Source organism: Kiritimatiellaceae bacterium (assembly GCA_013141415.1).
Lineage (GTDB): Bacteria > Verrucomicrobiota > Kiritimatiellia > Kiritimatiellales > Tichowtungiaceae > Tichowtungia.
On sequence record JABFQY010000001.1, the window covers coordinates 301376 to 322445 of the forward strand.

General features: G+C 54.0%; 23 protein-coding genes. 16 read left to right on the forward strand and 7 right to left on the reverse strand.

Going from position 1 to position 21070, the window contains the following annotated elements; translation table 11 throughout:
* Position 1 precedes the first annotated feature (1 nt).
* Together HOO88_01495 and HOO88_01500 are read left to right on the forward strand one after the other, a co-directional pair.
* Complete coding sequence (locus HOO88_01495) at positions 2 to 172, forward strand: hypothetical protein (protein ID NOU35440.1); 171 nt, start codon at positions 2 to 4, stop codon at positions 170 to 172.
* Positions 173 to 182: 10 nt separating this feature from the next.
* On the forward strand, positions 183 to 575 hold the full coding sequence (locus HOO88_01500; protein NOU35441.1) for a DUF1318 domain-containing protein: 393 nt from the start codon (positions 183 to 185) through the stop codon (positions 573 to 575).
* Here HOO88_01500 and HOO88_01505 read toward each other — a convergent pair.
* Entirely contained in the window at positions 572 to 1039 is a 468-nt protein-coding gene (locus HOO88_01505) for a YhcH/YjgK/YiaL family protein (GenBank protein NOU35442.1), read from the reverse strand. The genes HOO88_01500 and HOO88_01505 overlap by 4 nt on opposite strands.
* A gap of 354 nt (positions 1040 to 1393) precedes the next feature.
* Between HOO88_01505 and HOO88_01510 the strand changes: the two genes are divergently transcribed.
* From HOO88_01510 to HOO88_01575, 14 genes are all read left to right on the forward strand, one after another.
* Positions 1394 to 2758 (forward strand): threonine synthase, encoded by a 1365-nt coding sequence (locus HOO88_01510; GenBank protein NOU35443.1) that lies wholly within the window; start codon positions 1394 to 1396, stop codon positions 2756 to 2758.
* Positions 2759 to 2850: 92 nt separating this feature from the next.
* On the forward strand, positions 2851 to 4404 hold the full coding sequence (locus HOO88_01515) for a hypothetical protein (protein NOU35444.1): 1554 nt from the start codon (positions 2851 to 2853) through the stop codon (positions 4402 to 4404).
* 197 nt (positions 4405 to 4601) lie between these two features.
* Entirely contained in the window at positions 4602 to 5669 is a 1068-nt protein-coding gene (locus tag HOO88_01520; protein ID NOU35445.1) for a virulence RhuM family protein, read from the forward strand.
* A gap of 12 nt (positions 5670 to 5681) precedes the next feature.
* Positions 5682 to 6269: a hypothetical protein gene (locus tag HOO88_01525; protein ID NOU35446.1), complete on the forward strand. Its 588-nt coding sequence runs from the start codon at positions 5682 to 5684 to the stop codon at positions 6267 to 6269.
* Positions 6262 to 6462, forward strand: a complete 201-nt coding sequence (locus HOO88_01530) for a hypothetical protein (protein ID NOU35447.1) — start codon at positions 6262 to 6264, stop codon at positions 6460 to 6462. Before HOO88_01525 ends, HOO88_01530 begins: the two co-directional genes overlap by 8 nt.
* Before the next feature lie 20 nt (positions 6463 to 6482).
* Positions 6483 to 7445 carry a tryptophan--tRNA ligase gene (gene trpS / locus HOO88_01535; protein NOU35448.1) on the forward strand — a complete coding sequence of 321 codons (963 nt, stop codon included), beginning with the start codon at positions 6483 to 6485 and terminating at the stop codon, positions 7443 to 7445.
* 49 nt (positions 7446 to 7494) lie between these two features.
* Positions 7495 to 7857, forward strand: coding sequence for a type II toxin-antitoxin system Phd/YefM family antitoxin (locus tag HOO88_01540; GenBank protein ID NOU35449.1), 363 nt, complete (start codon positions 7495 to 7497; stop codon positions 7855 to 7857).
* Positions 7848 to 8282, forward strand: coding sequence for a PIN domain-containing protein (locus HOO88_01545; GenBank protein NOU35450.1), 435 nt, complete (start codon positions 7848 to 7850; stop codon positions 8280 to 8282). Before HOO88_01540 ends, HOO88_01545 begins: the two co-directional genes overlap by 10 nt.
* A 10-nt stretch (positions 8283 to 8292) precedes the next feature.
* The gene (locus HOO88_01550) at positions 8293 to 9072 is read left to right on the forward strand and encodes a segregation/condensation protein A (GenBank protein NOU35451.1); all 780 of its coding nucleotides are present in this window, start codon (positions 8293 to 8295) and stop codon (positions 9070 to 9072) included.
* The gene (gene scpB / locus HOO88_01555) at positions 9069 to 9761 is read left to right on the forward strand and encodes an SMC-Scp complex subunit ScpB (protein NOU35452.1); all 693 of its coding nucleotides are present in this window, start codon (positions 9069 to 9071) and stop codon (positions 9759 to 9761) included. Before HOO88_01550 ends, scpB begins: the two co-directional genes overlap by 4 nt.
* Positions 9730 to 10791, forward strand: coding sequence for a prephenate dehydratase (pheA, locus tag HOO88_01560; GenBank protein ID NOU35453.1), 1062 nt, complete (start codon positions 9730 to 9732; stop codon positions 10789 to 10791). The genes scpB and pheA overlap by 32 nt, the downstream gene beginning before the upstream one ends.
* Before the next feature lie 19 nt (positions 10792 to 10810).
* A complete protein-coding gene (locus HOO88_01565; GenBank protein ID NOU35454.1) occupies positions 10811 to 12001 on the forward strand; it encodes a glycosyltransferase family 2 protein in 1191 nt (396 codons plus the stop codon).
* The gene (locus tag HOO88_01570; protein ID NOU35455.1) at positions 12001 to 13089 is read left to right on the forward strand and encodes a histidinol-phosphate transaminase; all 1089 of its coding nucleotides are present in this window, start codon (positions 12001 to 12003) and stop codon (positions 13087 to 13089) included. The genes HOO88_01565 and HOO88_01570 overlap by 1 nt, the downstream gene beginning before the upstream one ends.
* Positions 13090 to 13106: 17 nt before the next feature.
* The gene (locus tag HOO88_01575) at positions 13107 to 13460 is read left to right on the forward strand and encodes a metallopeptidase family protein (protein NOU35456.1); all 354 of its coding nucleotides are present in this window, start codon (positions 13107 to 13109) and stop codon (positions 13458 to 13460) included.
* 35 nt (positions 13461 to 13495) lie between these two features.
* On the opposite strand, the gene HOO88_01580 is transcribed toward HOO88_01575, so the two are convergent.
* The 6 genes from HOO88_01580 to alaS form a co-directional block, all read right to left on the reverse strand.
* Positions 13496 to 15286: an arylsulfatase gene (locus HOO88_01580; protein NOU35457.1), complete on the reverse strand. Its 1791-nt coding sequence runs from the start codon at positions 15284 to 15286 to the stop codon at positions 13496 to 13498.
* A 40-nt stretch (positions 15287 to 15326) separates the two neighbouring features.
* On the reverse strand, positions 15327 to 15974 hold the full coding sequence (locus tag HOO88_01585; protein NOU35458.1) for a hypothetical protein: 648 nt from the start codon (positions 15972 to 15974) through the stop codon (positions 15327 to 15329).
* A gap of 74 nt (positions 15975 to 16048) precedes the next feature.
* Positions 16049 to 16894, reverse strand: coding sequence for a hypothetical protein (locus tag HOO88_01590; protein ID NOU35459.1), 846 nt, complete (start codon positions 16892 to 16894; stop codon positions 16049 to 16051).
* Between the two features lie 222 nt (positions 16895 to 17116).
* Positions 17117 to 17506, reverse strand: a complete 390-nt coding sequence (locus tag HOO88_01595) for a zinc chelation protein SecC (GenBank protein NOU35460.1) — start codon at positions 17504 to 17506, stop codon at positions 17117 to 17119.
* Positions 17507 to 17558: 52 nt separating this feature from the next.
* Positions 17559 to 18209 carry a hypothetical protein gene (locus tag HOO88_01600; protein NOU35461.1) on the reverse strand — a complete coding sequence of 217 codons (651 nt, stop codon included), beginning with the start codon at positions 18207 to 18209 and terminating at the stop codon, positions 17559 to 17561.
* A 15-nt stretch (positions 18210 to 18224) separates the two neighbouring features.
* Complete coding sequence (gene alaS / locus HOO88_01605) at positions 18225 to 20960, reverse strand: alanine--tRNA ligase (protein NOU35462.1); 2736 nt, start codon at positions 20958 to 20960, stop codon at positions 18225 to 18227.
* Positions 20961 to 21070: the final 110 nt, after the last annotated feature.

Consider the following 21070-nt stretch of genomic DNA (forward strand, 5'->3'; position numbering starts at 1 on the left):
AATGAAGTATCTCTTGTTGGCGGCCATGCTGATGGGTTGCGCCGGATGCACGGTGAAGGCGGTGGGCGATCCCAACCGTCCAATCACGATCAATGCGCATGTGACCATTGATATCAAAGGGCTGGAGAAGACGGCTTCCGGCATCGAGGATTATGTCAGCGGTGGAAAATAAAGGAGCACCTATGAAAAAACTTTTACTGGTTGGTTTGCTGATTTGTGCGGCGATGACGGTTTCGGCGCAGGCGACGTATGACATCAAGGAAATGACTCCGGCGGTGAAGTCGGCGTTGGACGGACGCAAGTCACGGTTCGCCGAATTGAAGACGATGAAAGCGCAGGGCGTTGTTGGCGAAAACAATCGCGGTTACGTTCAGGCTCTCGGCGGCGGTGCCGACGTGAAGGCGCTGGTTGCGGCGGAAAACAAGGATCGCAAGCAGGTTTATGAAGCGATTGTTCAGCAGAACAAGCTCGGCCCGGCTGCGCTTCCGACGGTTGAAGCGGTCTTTGCCCGCGTTCAGCGTGATAAAGCCGATCCCGGCGACAAAGTCCAGGACGCTTCCGGAAGCTGGAATTAAAACAGCAGATCAATAGCGACTTTGATGACGACCTTTTTGACCGGTTGCGGCGAACTTCCGGTCATGATGCACGGCATGTGGGCATCTTCCGGCAAAAAGACGGCGAAATGTCCCGGTTTGAGTGTGACCGTTACAGGCGGCTTTGCCGGAACCTGATAGAACTCGGCATCTTTTTCCGGATTGTATGGCTCGCTGACAACTAATCCCGGCTTCTCGAAAACCTCAATAATTTCTTCGCCGCTCAGAAGCACCTGAATATCGACATATTTCCGGTGGGTTTCCAGTTTGGCGATGTCGCGCGGCTTGGTGCTGTAACTGTTCACCCCAGCGAATAGATCATCGCCCTGAATGAAATATTTTTTATCTTCCATCTCCGGCGCCGCGGTTTTTAGAAAGTCAAAGGCGGCTTTCCACTCTGCGCCGAACGGGTAGAGGCTTTGGTTTTCAATACTATCAAAAATCATCTGATTCACTTTCTGCTGTTTGACGGGAACGTCGGCAATATAACGGCCCGTCCGGGCCTTGGAAACTCTCCCTTGCGGGTTTTTTACGTGCTCGCCAAGCCGCTGTATTAACAACGGCTGGCCCGCCAAGCCGACGTGTCAACAAAGGCTGGTGTTCACCGGATTCTTTGGTCTATGCTCCGCCATTCAAATTTTGACAGTTACGCATTATACCAAGTGCGGATGAAATTCGGTATTTAACCAGATCCGCTGGGTGAGGTCACCCGGCCTACAAAATCTGTAGGCCCGGTCCCCGACCGGGCGTTCTTATGCCGAAGATCGTGAGGTGTTGGTATTATTTGTTACGGATTTTATATGAAATACATCAGTACCAGAGGGCGGATGGAGCCGGTCGGCTTCCTTGATGCCGTAATGACCGGGCTGGCGCCCGACGGCGGACTGCTTTTGCCGGAATCTCTTCCAAACGTTGCAGGCAAACTGACGGCATGGAAGAAACTTTCCTATCAGGAGCTGGCGTTCGAAGTAATGAGTCGGTTCGCCACCGACATTCCGTCCGCCGATCTCAAAGCGCTGATTGAAAAGAGCTACTCCACTTTCCGCGCGCCGGAAGTGACTCCGGTTATTCCGGTTGACGGATTCCATGTATTGGAACTCTGGCACGGCCCGACGCTGGCCTTCAAGGATGTGGCGCTTCAGTTCCTCGGCAACCTGTTCGAGTACGTTCTCGAAAAGCAGGGGGGAGAGCTGAATATTCTCGGCGCGACCAGCGGCGACACCGGCTCGGCCGCCATCTATGGCGTGCACGGCAAAAAGAACATCCGCATTTTCATCATGCATCCGAAGGGACGCACCAGTCCGGTGCAGGAAAAGCAGATGACCAGCGTGCTCGACGACAACGTCTTCAACCTCGCGGTCGAAGGTACGTTCGACGACTGCCAGCACCTGATGAAGTCCATTTTCTCCGATGTGGAGTTCAAAGAAAAACACTCGCTCGGTTCCGTTAACTCGGTGAACTGGGCGCGGGTGCTGGCCCAGATCGTCTATTATTTCTACGCCTTCTTCCGTGTACAGGAAAACACCGGCGCGGAGCAGGTTCAGTTTTCTGTTCCGACCGGTAACTTCGGCGACATCATGGCCGGATACATTGCAGTACAAATGGGACTGCCGGTTAAAAAGCTGATTCTGGCCACCAACGAAAACAACATTCTGTCGCGCTTTTTCAATACCGGCGTTTACAGCATCGGCGAAGTCGTGCCGACTATCAGTCCGTCGATGGACATTCAGGTCGCCAGCAACTTTGAGCGCTATCTCTATTACCGGGTCGGCCAGGACGCCGCCAAGCTGTGCGAACTGATGGCTGGTTTTGCCAAAAACAAATCGCTGACCGTTCCCGGCACCGACGATCTTTTCGCCGCCGGTGAAGCGGGCACCGCGCAAACGCTGGCGATGATCAAAAAATGCTACGAACAGGAAGGTTACATTCTCGATCCGCACACCGCCGTCGGCGTCGCGGTCGCTGAACGCTTTGCTGATTCAGCCATTCCTACGATTTGTCTGGCGACCGCGCACCCGGCTAAATTTACGGACGCCATTCAGCAGGCGATCGGCATCGCTGCGCACCATCCGACGCTCGACAAACTCGCCGCCGCCGAAACCCGCTGCGACACCCTTGCCAACGACGAGTCGGCGATCCGTAATTATCTAGTTTCAAAAACGTGAGCCCCAAGCAGGATGAGTGTCATGCTTTTCCATGGCAGAAGAGATTTTTTTACCGCGAAGGATCAAAGATTGCGCAAAGGGAAAAGATTTTTATGAAACACAAAATTCGATGGGTTTCGCTGATTGTTGGATTCGCCTTTCTGCCGATCATTGTTTCGGCGGCTCGTCTGCAATCAGATGCAAAGATTTTCAGGAATGATACGCGGGAGTCGGTTATTTCAAAAATGGGGAAGCCTACTGGTTGCGCCGTATTTGGTAATACGGAAGTTTTGATGTTTAAAGACTGTGAGGTAGAGCTTGAGGGGAATCGAGTGGTGGGAGTTGATGACCGCCGAATGATTGATGAAAAGAAATCTACGGTGAAAGTTGATGAGCCTTCGTTTGTGGTGGAAAAACGAGAAAAAGCTAATCGGGGCGACGTGGATGCCCAAAGAAGTCTCGGCTACATTTACTCCACGTCTTTTGGTGTTCCTTATGATGCCAAAGAATCTGCCAAATGGTATCGCCTAGCCGCAGAACAAGGGGATGCCGAGGCTCAGTACAGGCTTGGCCGCGGTTATGACACTGGAACTGACGGGTTTCCCCTGGATGAGAAAGAGGCGAACAAGTGGTATCGCCAAGCTGCAGAGCAGGGCCATGCTGACGCACAATGCTTTCTAGGATTAAACTATGCTTGGGGAAGCGGTACCTTTGTGGATTATAAAGAGGCCGTCAAATGGCTTCGTTCTTCTGCAGAACAGGGTAATGCGGGAGCGCAATTAAATCTGGGGCGTGCTTATGAAAAAGGCCAAGGCGTACTGGAAGATTATGTTCAGGCATACGCTTGGTACCTAGTCGCGGAAGTGAATGGCATGCCTAGGGTTACACAAAAAGATGAAGTGACAGACAAAGATGCGTTGAAAAAGAAGTTAAGCAGTATTCAGATATCTGCGGGACAGGCTCGAGCAAAAGAGTTAATCACGAATTTTGAGCGAAAAAAGCAACTTGCTAAATTACCTGCCGACCAAGTGCCTTCTGCGGATATTGCTCCATCCGGATATGGTAGCGGGTTGCTGGTTAAAGGCGGTTACGTTGTGACCTGCTGGCATGTGGTTGAGAACGCCAAAAAAATCTCCGTCAGTTGTCAGGGAAAGGATTTCAACGCCAGTGTGGTACAGAAGGATGCGGGTAATGACCTTGCCATTTTGCGTATGGATGGTGTTGCCGCCGGGGTTTCGATGAGCTTTTCTAAGAGCGTGAAGCTGGGTGAACAGGTGTTCACAATGGGATTTCCACATCCCGGTTTGCAGGGTTCGGATGTTAAATTTACGACCGGTTCAATCAGCGGTTTGACCGGCCCCGGTAACACGCCGGTTTATTACCAGATCAGTGCGCCGTTACAGTCTGGCAACTCCGGCGGACCGCTTTTCGACGAGTACGGCAATCTGGTGGGAATCGTCGCCGCCAAACTCGACTCTCTGAAGATGTTGGCCGCTACCGGCGATCTGACCCAGAACGTCAACTATGCCATTAAGTCGGACTATCTCGTTCCGCTCCTGAAAACGGTGGATGGAATTAAGCTTCAGCCTTCCCAGACCAAGCCAGTCCATCTGCTGTCTCTGGTCGAGGAACTGAAAAAATCGGTTGTGATGATCAAGGTGTATTGATCCAGAGCGAAGACCCATACAGGCGCGGCCACCGTCCGCACCCACAGGGGAAAGATGATTTTCTGTAGCCGCGTACGGCGGGCGCGGCAGGTGGCGACAAAAGAGCAAACGGGCAGGGTTTGGCCGAATGAAAATCGGTTCCAATGTCTGGAAATTGGCGTCAATTTGCGTCCATTCGCGGTTAAATAAGGACAAATATGAGTGAGCAGAATAAGAACAAGCTGATTCGCAGCAGTACGGCTGAGTATTTGACCTTTATTGCCGCCGGTGGCGGCTCGGAAACCAGCGTGGAAATGCGTTATGAAGATGAGAATATCTGGCTGACGCAGAAGACGATGGCGGTTCTTTATGATGTTTCGATTCCTGCCATCAACCAGCACTTGAAACGTATTTTCGCGGACCGCGAGCTGGAGGAAAACTCAGTTGTTAAGCAATACTTAATAACTGCCGCTGACGGCAAAAACTACACTACAAAGCACTACAACCTGCAGGCGATCGTCGCCGTTGGGTTCAAGATCGAAAACGAACGCGCGGTGCAGTTCCGCAAGTGGGCCGGGCGGATTGTGAAGGATTACACCATCCAGGGGTGGGTCATGGATGTTGAGCGCCTGAAACAGGGCGGAAATTTGACGGATGAGTTTTTTGAGCGTCAGTTAGAGAAGATTCGGGAAATTCGGCTTTCGGAACGTAAGTTTTATCAAAAAATCACCGATATCTATGCGACCTCGCTCGACTACGATCCGTCTGCTGCGGCCACCCAGCGTTTCTTTGCCGCCGTTCAAAATAAAATGCATTATGCCGTCCATGGGAATACGGCCGCAGAGGTGATTGTGGATCGTGCGGATCATAAAAAGGACAATATGGGGCTGACCAGTTGGGACGGGGCTCCTTCGGGGAAAATCTATAAGTACGATGTTTTGGTTGCCAAGAACTACCTGTCCGAGTTTGAACTTGGGCAGATGCAGCGAATTGTTTCGGCTTATCTGGATATGGCGGAAATGCAGGCGATGCGGAAAATTCCTATGACGATGGCTGACTGGGAAGGGCGTCTGGGTGGATTCCTTAAACTATGGGATCGGGATATTCTTCAGGATGCGGGGAAGGTCTCCGCAGAACTGGCTAAAACCCACGCTGAAAGCGAGTTTGAAAAATACCGCATGGTGCAGGATCGGCTGTTTGAGAGCGATTTCGACAAGGCTGTTAGGCAAATCGAAGGATTGCTCTCCGCCGAACCGGAGAACGGGCTGTCCAAGGAGTCTTCTTAGGCGGGTTGAAAAATGTCTTCTGTCTCTCAACCAACCTGTTACGTGATTGCCGGGCCGAACGGGGCGGGCAAGACGACCTTTGCCTTGCGCTATCTGCCGGAAATGACTGGTTGCCGGAATTTCATCAATGCCGACCTGATTGCGGACGGGTTGTCGCCGCTCAATCCTGCCGGAGTTCAAATCGAAGCCGGGAAAATCTTCCTGCGGGAAATCGAGGCGAATGTGGCGGCAGGAACCGACTTTGCTTTCGAGACGACGTTATCGGGTCTCATGTACATCCGGCTACTGAAAGAGTTGCGTTTAAAAGGCTGGAAAATCGTTTTGTTCTATCTCTGGATTCCTGGGGCGGAGTTTTCCCGGCTTCGCGTCCAGCAACGGGTTGAGGCGGGCGGACATGATATTCCGGATGAGGCGATTGCCCGCCGCTACCGCAGAACCGTTTCTAATTTTCTGACGGTTTTTGCGCCTTTGTGCGATGAAGTTTTCTGCTACGATAACTCCGATTTGGGGACGGTGCCGGTATTTTCTATTGTCGGTGGCGAGAAGGAAGTGCTGGATGCCGACCGTTACCGGTTGGTTTTGGAGAGCGGCAATGAGTAACACATATTTGCTGAAAAAAACTGAAGAAGCTCGTCAATGTTTGCAACGAGCGGTGCATGACGAGATGGTGAAAAAATCCAAACTCGGTCAGGATGTGATTGTCAGCCGGAATGGGAAGACGTACCGGATTTCGGCGGCAGAAGCGTTGCGTGTTCAGGAAGAAGGCGGCGAATATAGAGTTGAGAAGAAGTAAGAATGAAAAATACCAAACCCATGAGAATTCTTTCGGGCATACAGCCTTCGGGCAAACTGCATATCGGCAACTATTTCGGGATGATGAAGCCTGCGATTGAACTGCAGGAGCAGGGCGAGGCGTTTCTGTTCATCGCCGATTACCACGCGCTGACGACGGTGAACGATGCCGCCGCACTGCGTACGATGGTAAAAGATGTCGCGCTCGATTTTCTGGCCGCCGGGCTTGATCCGGCCAAGACCGCGTTTTACCGCCAGAGCGACGTGCCGGAAGTTCAGGAGCTGGCGTGGCTGCTGTCGGTGGTGACGCCGATGGGCCTGCTGGAGCGCTGTCATTCCTTCAAAGATAAAACCGCCAAAGGCATCGCCGCCACGCACAGCCTGTTCGCCTATCCGGTGCTGATGGCCGCCGATATTCTTTCGGTGCAGTCCACCGTGGTGCCGGTCGGGCGCGACCAGAAGCAGCACGTCGAAGTGACGCGCGACATCGCCATCAAATTCAATAACCAGTTCGGCGAGGTGTTCACGATTCCGGAGCCGTCCATCCGCGACTCGGTCGCCGTGGTTCCCGGCGTGGACGGGCAGAAGATGTCGAAGTCCTACGACAACACGCTGGAAATCTTTGGCGATCCAGGGATTCTGAAAAAACGGGTGATGCAGATTGTGACTGACAGTACGCCGCTGGAAGATCCGAAGAACCCCGACGCCTGCAACGCGTTTGCGCTCTATAAGCTTTTCGCCACAGATGCCGAGGCCGCCGACCTCGCCGCGCGCTACCGTGCAGGCGGCTTCGGCTACGGCACCGCCAAGAAAGAACTGCTTGCCAAAATTAATGACTACTTTGCGCCGATGCGCGAAAAGCGCGCCGAACTCGAAAAGAATCCTGACTTCGTAAACGACGTCTTGAAGAAGGGTGCGGAAAGAGCGCGTGCCGAAACCCGTAAAACCCTTCAAGCCGCCCGTCAGGCCGTTGGTTTGGAGTGATTGACATGGTCATATCAATCAGTATGATCATGTCGATTGGAGGTGCATCGTGAGTATTACCGTTACGGCAGTTAAAGCGCGGCAGAATCTTGGGGAACTCCTCAATCTGGTTTCCATTAAACACGAAGAAGTCATCATTGAGCGGGCCGGAAAAAAAATCGCCCGGCTGACGGCGATTGAAGAGAGTGCCGTCAGTGAGCCGGTTGCGGAAGCGTACGCAGTGAAGAAAAAGGGTGGAAGCAAAATAGATTTTTCTGAATTTTTCGGTACATGGGATGATGAAGAATACCGGCGTGTTACTGAAGCGGTCAATGAGTTCCGCCGATTGCGAGGGGCGGGAAAAGAGATGTGGGAGAGTACGGGACAGACTCCTGACGAATACGTCCGGAAGGAGCGTGAAGAGTGGGATTAAGTTTTAGAGGCGACGAAATCCTGTTCATTGATACCGCTCCGGTGATTTATTACATCGAAAATCATCCGCAGTTTTCCAGTAAAATGGATGCATTGATAGATGCTGTGGCGAATTTTCGTCAACAGTGGATTACTTCATTTGTCACGTATGTCGAAGTTTTGGCTCTTCCCCGCAAAATGAAAGACCAGCCGATGGAGCAACTTTATACCCATCTGTTAACCCAAACCCGGTTTCTTAAAATTGTACAAACCAATCCGTCAATCATGAACCAGTGTGTCCATTTTCGGGCTGAATACGGTTTTAAAACGCCGGATGCAATTCAACTGGCAACGGCGCAGGTTTTCGGGGCGGATATTGTTATTACGAATGATCACGCCTGGAAGAAAATTACAGAATTGCGTGTGGTGACGCTGGATGAGCTTTAAGGATTTTCATATGCCCGATCTGCTTCCGAACGAAGAATACAAAGTGAATCTGGAGGTCTTTGAAGGCCCGCTCGATCTGCTTCTCTATCTCATCAAAAAAGATGAGGTGGACATCTACGACATTCCGATCGGGCGGATCACCACCCAGTACATGGAATATCTCGATTTGATGAAAATCCTCAATCTCGAGATCGCCGGCGATTTCATCGTGATGGCCGCGACGCTGATGGTGATTAAGAGCCGACTGCTGCTGCCCGACGAAGACCGCGGGCCGGTGGAAGAGGACGACGAAGACGATCCGCGCTGGGATCTGGTACGCCAGCTGGTTGAATACAAAAAGTTCAAGGATGCCGCCGGGTTCCTTGGGCACCTTGAAGAGGTTCAGGAAAATGTTTTTTCGCGGGAAGGCGAACATGTCGAACTCGGCGCGCGGCCTGAAATCGGCATGTCGGATGTCAGCATCTTTGATTTAATCAGTGCACTGAATCAGGCGCTGGATCGCGCGCCGAAAGAAGAACTGAACGAAATTTTCGCCGAGCAGTTCACGGTCAGCGAAAAAGTGGACTACCTTTTGGAAACGACAAAAAACGGCAAACCGCTGACGCTGGGCCGTCTGTTCCGCGGGATGCGCTCGCGCCAGGAAATCGTTTGTACGTTTCTCGCTGTGCTGGAGCTGATGAAACTCAACCGGCTGGCGGCGCGGCAGGATAATCATTTCGGTGAAATTGTCATTGAGCAGGTGGAGGGCGGCGAGTCCGAACCGGTTTTGCAGGAGAATGAACAACCATGAGCAATATTGAAGTACTTCCTGAACTCAAACAGATTATCGGCTCGCTGCTGTTCGCGGCGAAGAAACCGATGACTTCCAAGGAGCTGCGCAAGGTGCTGACCGATGCAGGCGCCGGCTACGGAGGTTCTTACGAACAGTTTTCCGCCATCAAGGAGGACGAAATCGTTTCCGCCGTCGAGGAACTGAAAAACGAGCTGGCGCGCAGCAGTAGCGGTTTGTGCATTGCTGAAATAGCGCACGGCTACCGGTTGCAGAACGAAATCAACTGCGGCCCATGGGTGCGCACGTTGCTCGACAAAGACCACGCTGCCCGGCTTTCCAAGCCCGCGCTTGAAACGCTGGCCATCATCGCTTACCGCCAGCCGATCCTGCGTTCTGAGATTGAATCGGTGCGCGGCGTCGCAGTTGATCAGGTTCTCCGCAATCTGGTCGAAATGCAGTTGGTCAAGGTGGTCGCCCGCAGTGACCTGCCGGGCCGTCCGTGGCTTTTCGGAACGACCCAGCGCTTCCTCGAACACTTCGGCCTGCGGGCGCTCGACGAGATGCCCGGTATGGAAGAACTGAAGCGGATGGAAAAACCAGAGCGGACAAAAACTTTCCCTGCGATGGAAAAAGAGCTAGAACTGCGGGCGGAACAGGCGGAAACGGAGGGCGATCATGAGTCTGGAGAAGCTGAGGAAGCAGATTGACGGTCTCGATGCGGAGCTGGTGAAGCTCCTCAACGAGCGGATCAAAGTCGCGCTCGAAATCGGGAAAACCAAAAAAGAGCAAGGCGGCGAAATTTATGTTCCGTCCCGCGAGAAAGCCGTCTTTGACCGGATTGCCGCGCTGAATAACGGCCCGCTCCCCGCCGAGTCGGCGCGCGCCATCTACCGCGAAATCATGTCGGCCGCACTGGCACTGGAAAGCAATCTGAAGATTGCTTATCTCGGCCCTCCGGCCACATTCACGCATCAGGCGGCGCACGCCAAGTTCGGCGCCAGCGTCGATTACCATCCGGTCGGCACCATCACCGATGTGTTCACCGCCGTCGAGCGCGGAACCGCCGACTACGGCGTCGTACCGATTGAAAACTCCATCGAAGGTGCGGTTACGCACACCTTCGATCAGTTCACCGGAACGCCGCTCAAAATCTGTGCGGAAATTTATCTGCCAGTCGCGCTTTATCTGCTCGCCTCCGTACCGAAGGAAAAAATCACGCGGGTTTGCAGTAAGCAGGAAGCCATCGGCCAGTGCCGCCGCTGGCTCAGCGAAAATCTTTCCGGCGTGGAAATGGATGCGGTCAACAGTACTGCGCTGGCCGCTGAAATGGCTGCGAAAAGTGACTGCGCCGCCATTGCCAGCGCGCTGGCCGCCGACCTCTACGGTCTGAACGTCATCGCCGATAATATTCAGGACTCCAGCGGCAACACGACCCGCTTTCTGGTCATCGGTAAAAAATACAGCGAACCGACCGGTGAAGATAAAACATCGATCTACTTCGGCATCAAGGACGAAGTCGGCGCTCTGCACGACGCGCTCGACGCGCTCAAAATTAACCGGATCAATATGACCAAGATTGAGTCTCGCCCCAGCAAAAACAAGGCGTGGGAATACTATTTCTTCGTCGACTTCGAAGGCCATGCGGACGATCCGCATGTGAAGGACGCCCTCAAAGCGCTCTCAAAGCACTGTGCCGTGCTCAATATTCTCGGTTCATATCCGAAAGCAGAAATGTAAATGTTCAAGGGATGGAAGAATGAGTGACTTTTTTCCGGAGTTCGGAGCCGCAGAAGCACCGTCTCCGTCGCGTTTTCTGAAACGGGATGGATCGGGCGATAAGCTGAAACTTTCGGTCGGCGTGGTGGCTTGGAATGAAGAATCCGGTATCGTGCAGGCCTTGGAATCTGTTCTTAAGCAGACCATTTTTCGCAACGCGGCTGGATCGGGCTTTGAAACAGAATTAATTGTTATCGCCAACGGCTGCACCGATTCCACCGTCGAAGTGACGGCGGAGTTTTTCGAAAAGGCCCGCCGCGAATTTCCGGAGAATGGTACAGTTTCCCTGCGGCTTGAAACAGTTCCTGAAGCGGGCTTTGCCAATGCCTGGAACCTGCTGGCGCATACCTACAGCCGGGCCGACGCCGACTTCATCTATTTCGTCAACGCCGACATTGTTATTGATCAGGACGACGCGTTTGAGTGGATGCTCAACGAGCTTCAGAAAGATTCCGGTATGCAGGTCGTTTCGCCGGTCGGTCGCAAACACATTGAAGCGGCGAAATGCCGAACTTTCTGCGACCGGCTGAATTTGGCCGTCACTCGCTTCACGGAAAAAAACCAGACGGCACAGGTGCGCGGACACTGCTTCTGCGCACGCGCCGCCGCAATGCGCTCCGTCTGGCTCCCTAAATATTTCCCCGGCGCGGTGGACGGCTGTTTCAAGCGGATGATTGTCAGCAATATGGCATCGACGCAGGACAAACCGATGCGGATTGGTCTCGCACGCAATGCCGCCTATACCTTTGAAGCGTATCGTACGTTCACCGATATTTATCATCGCCGTGTGCGTCTCTTTGTTGGGCAGACCTTTATTGAAACACTCATGAGCCATCTCAAGACGATGCGTACGGAACAGCCGAATCTTAATTTAATGGCTTACCTGCGCGCACGCGACGAGACTGACCCGTCGTGGCTGCACCGCCTCGTCCAGCTCAACATCCACGTGAACGGACTCTACGCAACGATGCCGTCGCCGTGGTTCCGCTTCCGCTTCTGGAAAAACCCGAAGATCGGAACGGTTAAAAAACTCGGCATGCTTCCGGTGGCCGTCATGGCCTTTATTTTTGACATCCCCGTTATTCTTTCCGCCGCATGGCGCCTTAAAACCGGTCGCATTTCCGATGTCTGGAAATTTGCGAGAAATAAAATGAGAGCCCCTGTCGCGTGATGCAAACGAACGAATGGATTTCCAGTGTGCCGGTTTACGAGCCGGGCAAACCGATTGAAGAGGTGGCGCGCGAACTCGGGTTCGCTGACATTTCCGAAATCATCAAAGTCGCTTCGAACGAAAACGAACTCGGCCCGTCGCCGAAGGCGATGAAAGCGATGGCCGTCGCGGCGGCAGAAATGCACCGCTATCCTGACGGCGGATGCTTTTACCTGAAAGAAAAGCTGGCCGGAAAACTCGGTGTGAAACCGCAGAACCTGCTTTTCGGTAACGGCAGTAACGAGCTGATTGAATTCCTTGGCCACGTTTATCTTGGCGCCGGAACCAATCTGGTCATGAGCGAAGGCGCTTTCGTCGTTTACCGCCTCGTCGCCATGCTCTTCAACGCGAAGGTGATTGCCGCGCCGATGAAGAAGTTCTCGCACGACCTCGACGCAATGCTGGAGGCGGTGACGCCGGAAACCCGCATGGTGATCATCTGTAATCCGAATAATCCGACCGGCACCATTGTTTCGCCTGCCAAGATCAAGGCCTTCCTGAAGAAACTTCCCGCGCATGTGCTGGCCGTTTTTGACGAAGCCTACTTTGAATTCATGCCCGACAGCTCGAAGCCCGATCTGGTCAAAGAAATCCAGAAGGGCAGAGAGAATGTCATCGTTCTGCGCACCTTCTCCAAAGCGTACGGACTGGCCGGACTGCGCATCGGCTACGCCGTCGGGCACGAAAAGCTGATCGCACTGCTCAACCGCGTCCGCCAGCCGTTCAACGTCAACGCCATGGCGCTGGCCGCCGCGCTCGCCGCGCTCGACGATGACAAACATTTAGAAAAAACGCGGAAGACAAATTTTCAGGGTCTGGAACTTTTCGCATCGAGTTTTTCCGCGCTCGGTCTGGCTTATGTTCCTTCGTATGCGAACTTCATTCTCGTTAAAACCGGTAACGGACGAAAAGTTTTCGGCGAACTGCAGAAACGCAAAGTTATCGTCCGCCCGATGGACGGCTACGGCTTGCCCGAATGGATTCGCATTACCGTTGGCACACCGGTTCAGAACCGAGTTGTTTTGAAAGCCCTCAAAGAGATCCTGTGAAAAGAATTTTTACCGCAATGAATAGGCGGCTGGAAAAAGTGGCGGCGGACGAAGTGGCGGCGGTGCTCGCGGCACTGCCGAAGCCACTGGCCGGGCCGGCGAAGCAGGTGCCGGTTTTGTTTAAGGCACAACCTGATCCGGACGACGGACTGGAAGATGATCTGCTTGGCCTTTTCACCGGCCCGGAACTCGCCTGTGCGGGAGACGAGCCGATGCCGCCGCAAATCATCCTGTTTCTTGCAAATCTCTGGGACGAAGCAGAAGGGAATGAATCCGCCTTCCGGAACGAGGTTCGCATCACCTATCTGCACGAATTAGGCCATTACCTCGGCCTCGACGAAGACGACTTGTTTAAGCGCGGGTTAGAATAAATTCGCTTCCGGAAATCGACCGGATACGCCCGTCTCTATTCCAGTGAGGTTACCTCGACGGATCGCATGCCCGTCTGACGGGAGTCACTTCCCAGAACGGCTTCAAGCATCGCCGGACCTTTGGGCAGGTGAATCTTCGGCAGTACAACGATCGTTTCGCCGGCGGGGATTTTCTGCTGAAGCCTAACATCCGCCAGCGTGAGTTTGGCGGTGGACGGCTGTTTCGTTTTCTCGAAGCGCAGTGTGATCTTGTAATCGCCAGCCCGCCGGACATCCACCTGCCAATAGCCCGCACCCACCGGCGTCCAGCGCGCGCCCTGCACACGCCAGTCCTGGCGGGTCAGCAGTACATTTTTCTGTTCCGGCGCGCCGATATAGATACGCGGCGGCACCGTGTAATCTCTGGCTCCGGTGACGTCCTTAAACCAGGCTTCGTAATCGCGCCGCATCTGCATGACGACATCTGGAGTCGGCGCAGCGATGTTATTCATTTCCAGCGGATCGATTTCACGGTTGTAGAGTTCAAAATCCGATTGTCCGGCTTCCAGACGAAAAGCGCTCTTCGGCTGTACCAGCTTGTACTGTTGTGAGATCGCGGCACAAGCCCGGTTCATCTCTGGCATGTCGCCGCGATGCCACTGAAAATAGATCGTACGGTCAGGCCAGTTGGTGGCATTGCCCGTCAGCAAAGGCAGAAGGCTGAGGCCGTCCAGTTTCACGCCTTCCGGTTTTTCCGCACGACACAGATCAAGCAGTGTCGGCAGTACATCAATGTGCGCGGTCAGCCGGTCTATGGACTGACCGGCCCGGAAATGTCCCGGCCAGTACGCAAAAAACGGCACGCGGATTCCGCCTTCATGGGTGCTGTGCTTGAGGTCGAGCTGGCCGCCGTTGTAGCGCATCTGTTCCGGGCCGTTATCGCTCATGAAAATCACAACGGTATTTTCAGCAAGCTTGAGCTGATCCAGACGGTTCAGCAGACGGCCGATGTTGTCATCCAGGCATTCGACCATTGCGTAAACGCGGGCGGTGGTTTCATGGTCGAATTTCGGAACGGGGTGGCCGCCGGTCTGCGGAACGCGCAGATCGGCGTCTTTATAGTGCGCATAATATTTTTCCGGCACCTGTAACGGGATGTGCGGCGCATTATAGGGCAGATAGATAAAGAACGGCTGATCCGTTTTCTTTTCTATGAAAGCAAGCGCCGCGTCGGTGAGGACATCGGTGATGTAGCCCTTCGTTCGAGTCCACTCTCCGTTGTGCTGAAGCCATGGATCGAAATAAGCGCCGTTGGGGCTGATCTCGAACGGCGCGTCGCCGCCTTGCGCCAGCCCGCCGCCGTTCATGACGAGCGATTCCTGAAAACCTTTGTCCATCGCTCTCATCGGGTGGTTGTCACCCAGATGCCACTTACCGAAAATGCCGGTACGGTATCCGGCGGTGCCGAGCATTTGGGCAACGGTTGTTTCGTCGGGAAACATCATTGAACGCCCGTTGCATGTGTCCACGACGCCGGTACGGTAATAGTAACGTCCGGTCATCAGGCTGGCCCGCGTGGGTGAGCAGACCGGGTTGACGTGGAACTGCTCGAAACGGACTCCTTCGCGCGCCAGACGATCAATATTCGGTGTGCGGATTTTGGGATTATTGTTGAACCCGATGTCGCCGAAGCCTTGATCGTCGGTGAGAATCAGGATCACGTTCGGTCGTTCACCACCGGGCGCAACCGGCTTTTCGAGAGGCAGGGAATGTTGTTCCGCTGTCACGCTGCCCGCCAGACCAAGACCGAGGATTTTTACAAGGTTAAGGCTTAAGCTAAGTTTCATTTTATTCTCCAATACAAGGGTAGAAGTGAATCGTCTTCATTTAATGGGTTGATGTCGCCGCCGAGCCGGTTTCGGAAATCACAAACGTGATGTCGTCAACGAGGATTTCGCTGTCGGTGTCGTTGACGAGAAAATGGAAGTTGTAAACGTTATTGCTGGTGACCGGCATGTCGTTTATGACGCACTCGCGCCACACGGAGTCACACTTGCCTGCGCCTTTATTGTGCTGAGGATAGGTCAAGAATCCCTTGGGAACCATTGTCCACGGGGAATGGTTTAGAAAGGCCTCGAACCGCGCAAAGACCTTTGAGTCAGCGCCATCCGCCCGGCCGCTCCGCACCCAGAATTTGATCTGCATTTTGGTCGCACCTAGAGCATAAACGTCAGCGCCGGTTGTCGTAATTGGCGCGATGATCCGGTCGAACTTCGGCTTTACAGCCCCGACGGTATCGGCCTTGATTCTCATGCATCCGGGGGCGTTGTGTCCGTTTATTTTGTCCCATGTGACAATATTGTTTGTGCTAACAGACCAGTCGTGGCCGTTATTGAGCAGGAGCATTTTAGTTGTTGTCGTGATGGGCGCAGAAAAGTCGCCATTGTAAATGTAGTTGGTTTGCGCCGACGACACCGAAGCAGAAACGCCGAGTGCGAGCATGATCGCGCGAAACGCTTTTCCTGAGAGAGACATAAAAACCTCCTGTTTGCAGAGAATGATGTAACCCCGATTCCGGTGTCGTTTGTACAGCGGCCGGATAGGGCGGGTCAAGGACGTCGTGTTGCGACCGGCTCACCCGCCAGCTTCAGGATATATTCGCGCAGCAGCTTTTGCTCCGATGGCGGGAACGCATGGCCGGTGCCGGGCATTTCATGAGTGACCACTTTTTGAGATAACGCTGAAAGCTCCGCCGCCTTTTTCTGAAACTGATTAATGAATTCCTGCCGCCAATCCTGCCGGTCGTCGCCCCATGCCATATAGTAGGTCGCGTCTGCCGGAGCAATGACCGGATCGATTTCATCGCCGCCTTCAATGAGGAAAAAATTCCTGAAATACTTCAGGAGCCCGTCGCGGGTTTCCGGATGGCTCAACAGGGCGGCGGTGGTATTCGCCCCGTTGGAAAAACCGCCGATAAAACACCGGCGCGGGTCGGCATTCGGAATCATCTCAAAAGCCGCCGCAAGCAGTACCTTATACTGGGCCCAGATAAACCCGGCTTCCGACGGAGCAATGTACATACGCGACCACTTGTTCGATCCGTTCTCAGCCAACGGGTCAAGGTGTTCCAGAAAAAGCGGCAGACTGATGCAGATGAAATCCCGGTCGCCGAAAATTCTGCGGACGGGTTGCGCTGAGAGTCCGCTGTGGCCTTGTGATCCGCCCATGAACAGGACAACCGGATAACTTTTGGTCGCATCGTAATCCAGCGGAAAAGAAACGGACACCGCGGGCGGCTCGTCAATTCCTCGTATTTTTTTAAACAGCGTGTCCGGCAGTTCCGGAAACGTTTTTGTCTTCTCTATTCCTTGGAACGGCAACTCTTCGCCGGATACCGCCTGTGAAAACATGAAAACAAACAGCACAGCACCCAACGATCTAACAAGCGTCTGCATAGGTTCCGCCCCTTCATCTCAGAATCGGTGAATCATTAATCCGCGGAGCTGGTTTCTTCAAGGTCGCAGAACATGTATTCCTGATGACCATCTATGAACCGGCTGTCGCCTCGGCTATGCCGAAGATGATTTATTGGAGCGGGGAGCTTTTCTCGCAAAGGCGCAAAGACGCCAGGAAACTCTGCGGTCTCTGAATCTCTGCGAGGGTGAAATTTTGGAAAATTACTGAATGGCTTCGGCGTAATACCAGATGCCGCGGACTTTCTTGAACAGCGAGCGCTCGTGGTGGCGGTCGGCACCGCGCGGGCCGATAAACTCGGCGATGAATTCAACCGTGCCTTCGTTATCGGAACGTCCGCCGGCTCCAACCTGGAGCACATGCAGTTTCTGCCACGTCACCTGACCGATCCAGTCCCGGATTGATTCCGCCAGATCGGGTTCGCGCGACGCGGGCAGGGCGGTCTTCACCAGATAATCGACATTCTTCAAAACGTAGGCGGTATAGCGCGAACGCATCAGCGCCTCCGCCGTCGGTGCGCTTTGTTTTCCGGAAAGCCACTGCCCGCAACAGCCCTGAAAATTTTTCCCGCTCCCGCACGGGCATTCGATTATCTCCATAGCAGATCCAAATTTACTAGATTACGGGACTGACTTTTTTGCCTGATTAAAATCCGTACATGGCAATATTGATAGCTAGTGAAATAAGCGTTACAAGCTCCATGGCAAAAACAAAAATAAAAACCGAACAGATTCTATAGCGGCCAATAAAAATCGGACCGCTATTTTTTGCATAGTACAAACTGGTAATAAGTATCCAGATGAGAATGAAGATGCTCGTAAAAGCGATTCCTCCCGTTCTAACACCCTCGCTTTCTTCCAGTTTAATCCACAGAGGTGTAAATAACGGCGTCCACACTGCTGATGCGATGATGATCCAAAAAATCTCTTTTCGTCGTGAATGGGGTTTTGAGGTTCTCCACGGTGGTTCCAGTTCGGCTTTTTTGATTTCGGCAACTAAATCTAGGTATTTATCGCACACGGCTTTTTTGGGAGCGTACTTGCCGGTGAGTAGATTGAAAGACAAGATATCTAATGCTTGTTGAAAGGCCATTCTTCTTTTTTCAAGGCGCTTGTTCTCAAAATGAAAATCAACCGATCTCCACTTTTCAAGCCACGTTATTAGTGGCGTTGGGAATTCATCGTTTAAGCAAGAAGACTCTTCGTACAAATACTGGATGTGCGCTGATTTAACAGGGAGTTCATCCAGTAAAGCTACAGTTAAGTCTATATCCCGCTGGCTGACGTAATTTTTCATTTGCGGTTTAAGCGACTAGATCGATTTCCCTGCACTATCCAGAGCCTCCGCCAGTTTTTCGGGCAGTTTGCCGCCAGCCTGGGCGCGGTCGGGTTTGCCGCCGCCGCCGCCGCCGCACTGCTTGGCAATCGCGCCGACGATTTTTCCGGCGTTCTTTCCGGCTTTGACTAAATCCGGTGTGACGGCGCAAACCAAAGCGACTTTACCGTCGGAAACTCCGCCGAGGATGACGACGGCACTGGTGAGTTTCGGCTGAAGCGCGTCCATGACGGCGCTGAGCAATTCGGCGTCGGCTTCGCCCATGTTTTCGATGAGCAATCCGTCTTTGATTTTGCCGAGCAGTTCTTCCGCAATCGCCGGAGCCTTCGCTTGCATTTCGGCCTGTCTTTGCTTGGCGAGCTGTTTCTGGCGTTCCACTTCTTTGGTGCGTTCCGCTTCAGCGGCGCCGGCGGCCTTTTGCTCTTCGATAAACTGTTTGGCGAATTTTCCGCAGACGGCTTCGATACGGCGGATACCGGCGGCGATGGCCGATTCGCGCATGACTTTGAAGAGACCGATGTCGCCGGTGTTGCGGACGTGACAGCCACCGCACAGTTCCATCGAGAAACCGTCGAACTTACCTTTGTGTCCGCCCATCTGGAGAACGCGGACGGTGTCGCCGTATTTTTCGCCGAAGAACTGCTGGATGCTGGGTTGTTTCTGTACTTCGGTGAACGGAACTTCGGTCCAGTAAACCGGCTCGTTGGCTTTAATCCGGTCGTTGACCAGCTTTTCGATTTTGGCGATCTGTTCGTCGGAAATTTTTTCCGGCGAGTTGAAGTCGAAGCGCATCCGTTCCGGCGCGACGAGCGAGCCGCGCTGGCGGGATTCTTTACTGACGACGTTGTGCAGCGCCCAGTGGAAAAGGTGGGTGGCGGTGTGGTGGCGCTGAATATCGGCGCGGCGCTCCGCATCGACGTCAACGAGCACGCCTTCGCCCGGCTCCGGCGCGCGGCCGGAAACCAGCTTGGCGCGGTGGACGATCAGTTCGCCCTGTTTTTGCGTATCGAGAATCTGCAATTCGCCGATCAGATTTTCGTCGGCGATGAGCCGGATTCTACCGGTGTCGCCGGACTGTCCGCCCATTTCGGCGTAGCACGGAGTTTTGTCCAAGATGATGTTATATTCTGTAGCCGCGATCCCTGATCGCGGACCGAGGTCACGGACCTCGGCTACAGAAGAACCGCGATCAGGGATCGCGGCTACAACTGGGGAGATCGCTTCAACCAGCGCTTCGGCTTCGAGGTTATCGAAACCGATGAAGACGGTCGGGTTCACTTCGAGACCTTCGCTCTCGACGGTGACGACGGTTTTCTTTTTGGCGTGGTCGGCGCGGGCGCGGTTGCGCTGTTCTTCCATCAGTTTTTCAAAACCGGGGACATCGACGGTCAGGCCGCGTTCGCGGGCCAGCAGTTCGGTGAGATCGAGCGGGAAACCGTAGGTGTCGTAAAGCCGGAAGGCTTCGTTGGCCGGGAAAACTGTAGTCGCGATCCCTGATCGCGGACCGAGGTCGCGGACCTCGGCTACAGAAGAAAGGGTTGAAACAACCTGCTCGAACAGGTCGAGGCCGCGGTCGAGGGTGCGGTTGAAGGATTCTTCTTCGGCTTTGAGGGTTTTCTGAACGCGGTCCGCATTTTTGCGCAGTTCGGGGAAGGCGTCGCCGAAGCTGTCGGCGACGGTGTCGGCGAGTTTGTAGAAGAAGGGCTCGCGGAAACCGAGGGCGCGACCGTAGCGGACGGCGCGGCGCAAGATGCGGCGCAGAACGTAGCCGCGGCCTTCGTTCGACGGCGCGATGCCGTCGGCGATGGAAAAGCTGAGACAGCGGATGTGGTCGGCGATAACGCGGAAGGCGATGTCGGTCGGATCGGTGAGCGAACTGCCGTATTTTTTGCCGCTCATGTTTTCCAGAGCTTGGAAGATCGGTGTGAAGACATCGGTTTCATAGTTGGAGATGACGCCGGAGAAATCCTTGAAGCCTTTGGTGCACTGGATGACGGAACAGGCGCGCTCGAAGCCCATACCGGTGTCAACGTGTTTGGCCGGGAGCGGCGAGAAGGTTCCGTCGGGGTTGGCGTTAAACTGGATGAAGACGAGGTTCCATATTTCCATGCATTGCGCGGAACCGGCGTTGACCATCTTTGCGCCGCCGTCGCCTTTCGGGGAAAGGTCAACGTGCAGTTCGGAGCACGGGCCGCACGGGCCGGTATCGCCCATCATCCAGAAGTTGTCTTTGCGGTTGCCGGGGACGACGTGGTCGGCCGGGAGATATTTCAGCCAGAAGTTCTGCGCTTCGGTGTCGGCGGGCATTTTGTCGTCGCCGCCGAAGTAGGTGGCGTAGAGGCGCTCTTTCGGGAAGCCCCAGACTTTGGTGATCAGTTCCCACGCCCAGTCGATAGCTTCTTTTTTGAAGTAGTCGCCGAAGGACCAGTTGCCGAGCATTTCAAAAAAGGTGTGGTGGTAGGTGTCGAGGCCGACGTCGTCGAGGTCGTTATGCTTGCCACCGGCGCGGATGCACTTCTGGGTGTCGGCGGCGCGGCCCGGCGAGTAGGGGCAGTTCGACTGGCCGAGGAAGATCGGCACGAACTGGTTCATTCCGGCGTTGGTGAACAGCAAGTTCGGGGAGTCGGGCAGCAGGCTGCCGGATTTGACGAGGGTGTGCTGTTTCGATTGGAAGAAATCGAGGAACGACTGGCGGATTTCGTTAGAAGTCATGGGGCAACTCTCAGTTATAAGTTATCAGTGCTAAGCGGGCCGAAAATCTACCACGAACCGCCCCGATTTCACGGATTTTTTTTGACTGTTTGGGGAAGGGCGCGGATGTT

Bases quoted from the DNA above. Each gene is read 5' to 3' on its own strand.
- HOO88_01495 (NOU35440.1), top strand. From the start codon at position 2: ATGAAGTATCTCTTGTTGGCGGCCATGCTGATGGGTTGCGCCGGATGC.
- HOO88_01500 (NOU35441.1), top strand. From the start codon at position 183: ATGAAAAAACTTTTACTGGTTGGTTTGCTGATTTGTGCGGCGATGACG.
- HOO88_01505 (NOU35442.1), bottom strand. From the start codon at position 1,039: ATGATTTTTGATAGTATTGAAAACCAAAGCCTCTACCCGTTCGGCGCA.
- HOO88_01510 (NOU35443.1), top strand. From the start codon at position 1,394: ATGAAATACATCAGTACCAGAGGGCGGATGGAGCCGGTCGGCTTCCTT.
- HOO88_01515 (NOU35444.1), top strand. From the start codon at position 2,851: ATGAAACACAAAATTCGATGGGTTTCGCTGATTGTTGGATTCGCCTTT.
- HOO88_01520 (NOU35445.1), top strand. From the start codon at position 4,602: ATGAGTGAGCAGAATAAGAACAAGCTGATTCGCAGCAGTACGGCTGAG.
- HOO88_01525 (NOU35446.1), top strand. From the start codon at position 5,682: ATGTCTTCTGTCTCTCAACCAACCTGTTACGTGATTGCCGGGCCGAAC.
- HOO88_01530 (NOU35447.1), top strand. From the start codon at position 6,262: ATGAGTAACACATATTTGCTGAAAAAAACTGAAGAAGCTCGTCAATGT.
- trpS (NOU35448.1), top strand. From the start codon at position 6,483: ATGAGAATTCTTTCGGGCATACAGCCTTCGGGCAAACTGCATATCGGC.
- HOO88_01550 (NOU35451.1), top strand. From the start codon at position 8,293: ATGCCCGATCTGCTTCCGAACGAAGAATACAAAGTGAATCTGGAGGTC.
- scpB (NOU35452.1), top strand. From the start codon at position 9,069: ATGAGCAATATTGAAGTACTTCCTGAACTCAAACAGATTATCGGCTCG.
- pheA (NOU35453.1), top strand. From the start codon at position 9,730: ATGAGTCTGGAGAAGCTGAGGAAGCAGATTGACGGTCTCGATGCGGAG.
- HOO88_01565 (NOU35454.1), top strand. From the start codon at position 10,811: ATGAGTGACTTTTTTCCGGAGTTCGGAGCCGCAGAAGCACCGTCTCCG.
- HOO88_01570 (NOU35455.1), top strand. From the start codon at position 12,001: ATGCAAACGAACGAATGGATTTCCAGTGTGCCGGTTTACGAGCCGGGC.
- HOO88_01575 (NOU35456.1), top strand. From the start codon at position 13,107: ATGAATAGGCGGCTGGAAAAAGTGGCGGCGGACGAAGTGGCGGCGGTG.
- HOO88_01580 (NOU35457.1), bottom strand. From the start codon at position 15,286: ATGAAACTTAGCTTAAGCCTTAACCTTGTAAAAATCCTCGGTCTTGGT.
- HOO88_01585 (NOU35458.1), bottom strand. From the start codon at position 15,974: ATGTCTCTCTCAGGAAAAGCGTTTCGCGCGATCATGCTCGCACTCGGC.
- HOO88_01590 (NOU35459.1), bottom strand. From the start codon at position 16,894: ATGCAGACGCTTGTTAGATCGTTGGGTGCTGTGCTGTTTGTTTTCATG.
- HOO88_01600 (NOU35461.1), bottom strand. From the start codon at position 18,209: ATGAAAAATTACGTCAGCCAGCGGGATATAGACTTAACTGTAGCTTTA.
- alaS (NOU35462.1), bottom strand. From the start codon at position 20,960: ATGACTTCTAACGAAATCCGCCAGTCGTTCCTCGATTTCTTCCAATCG.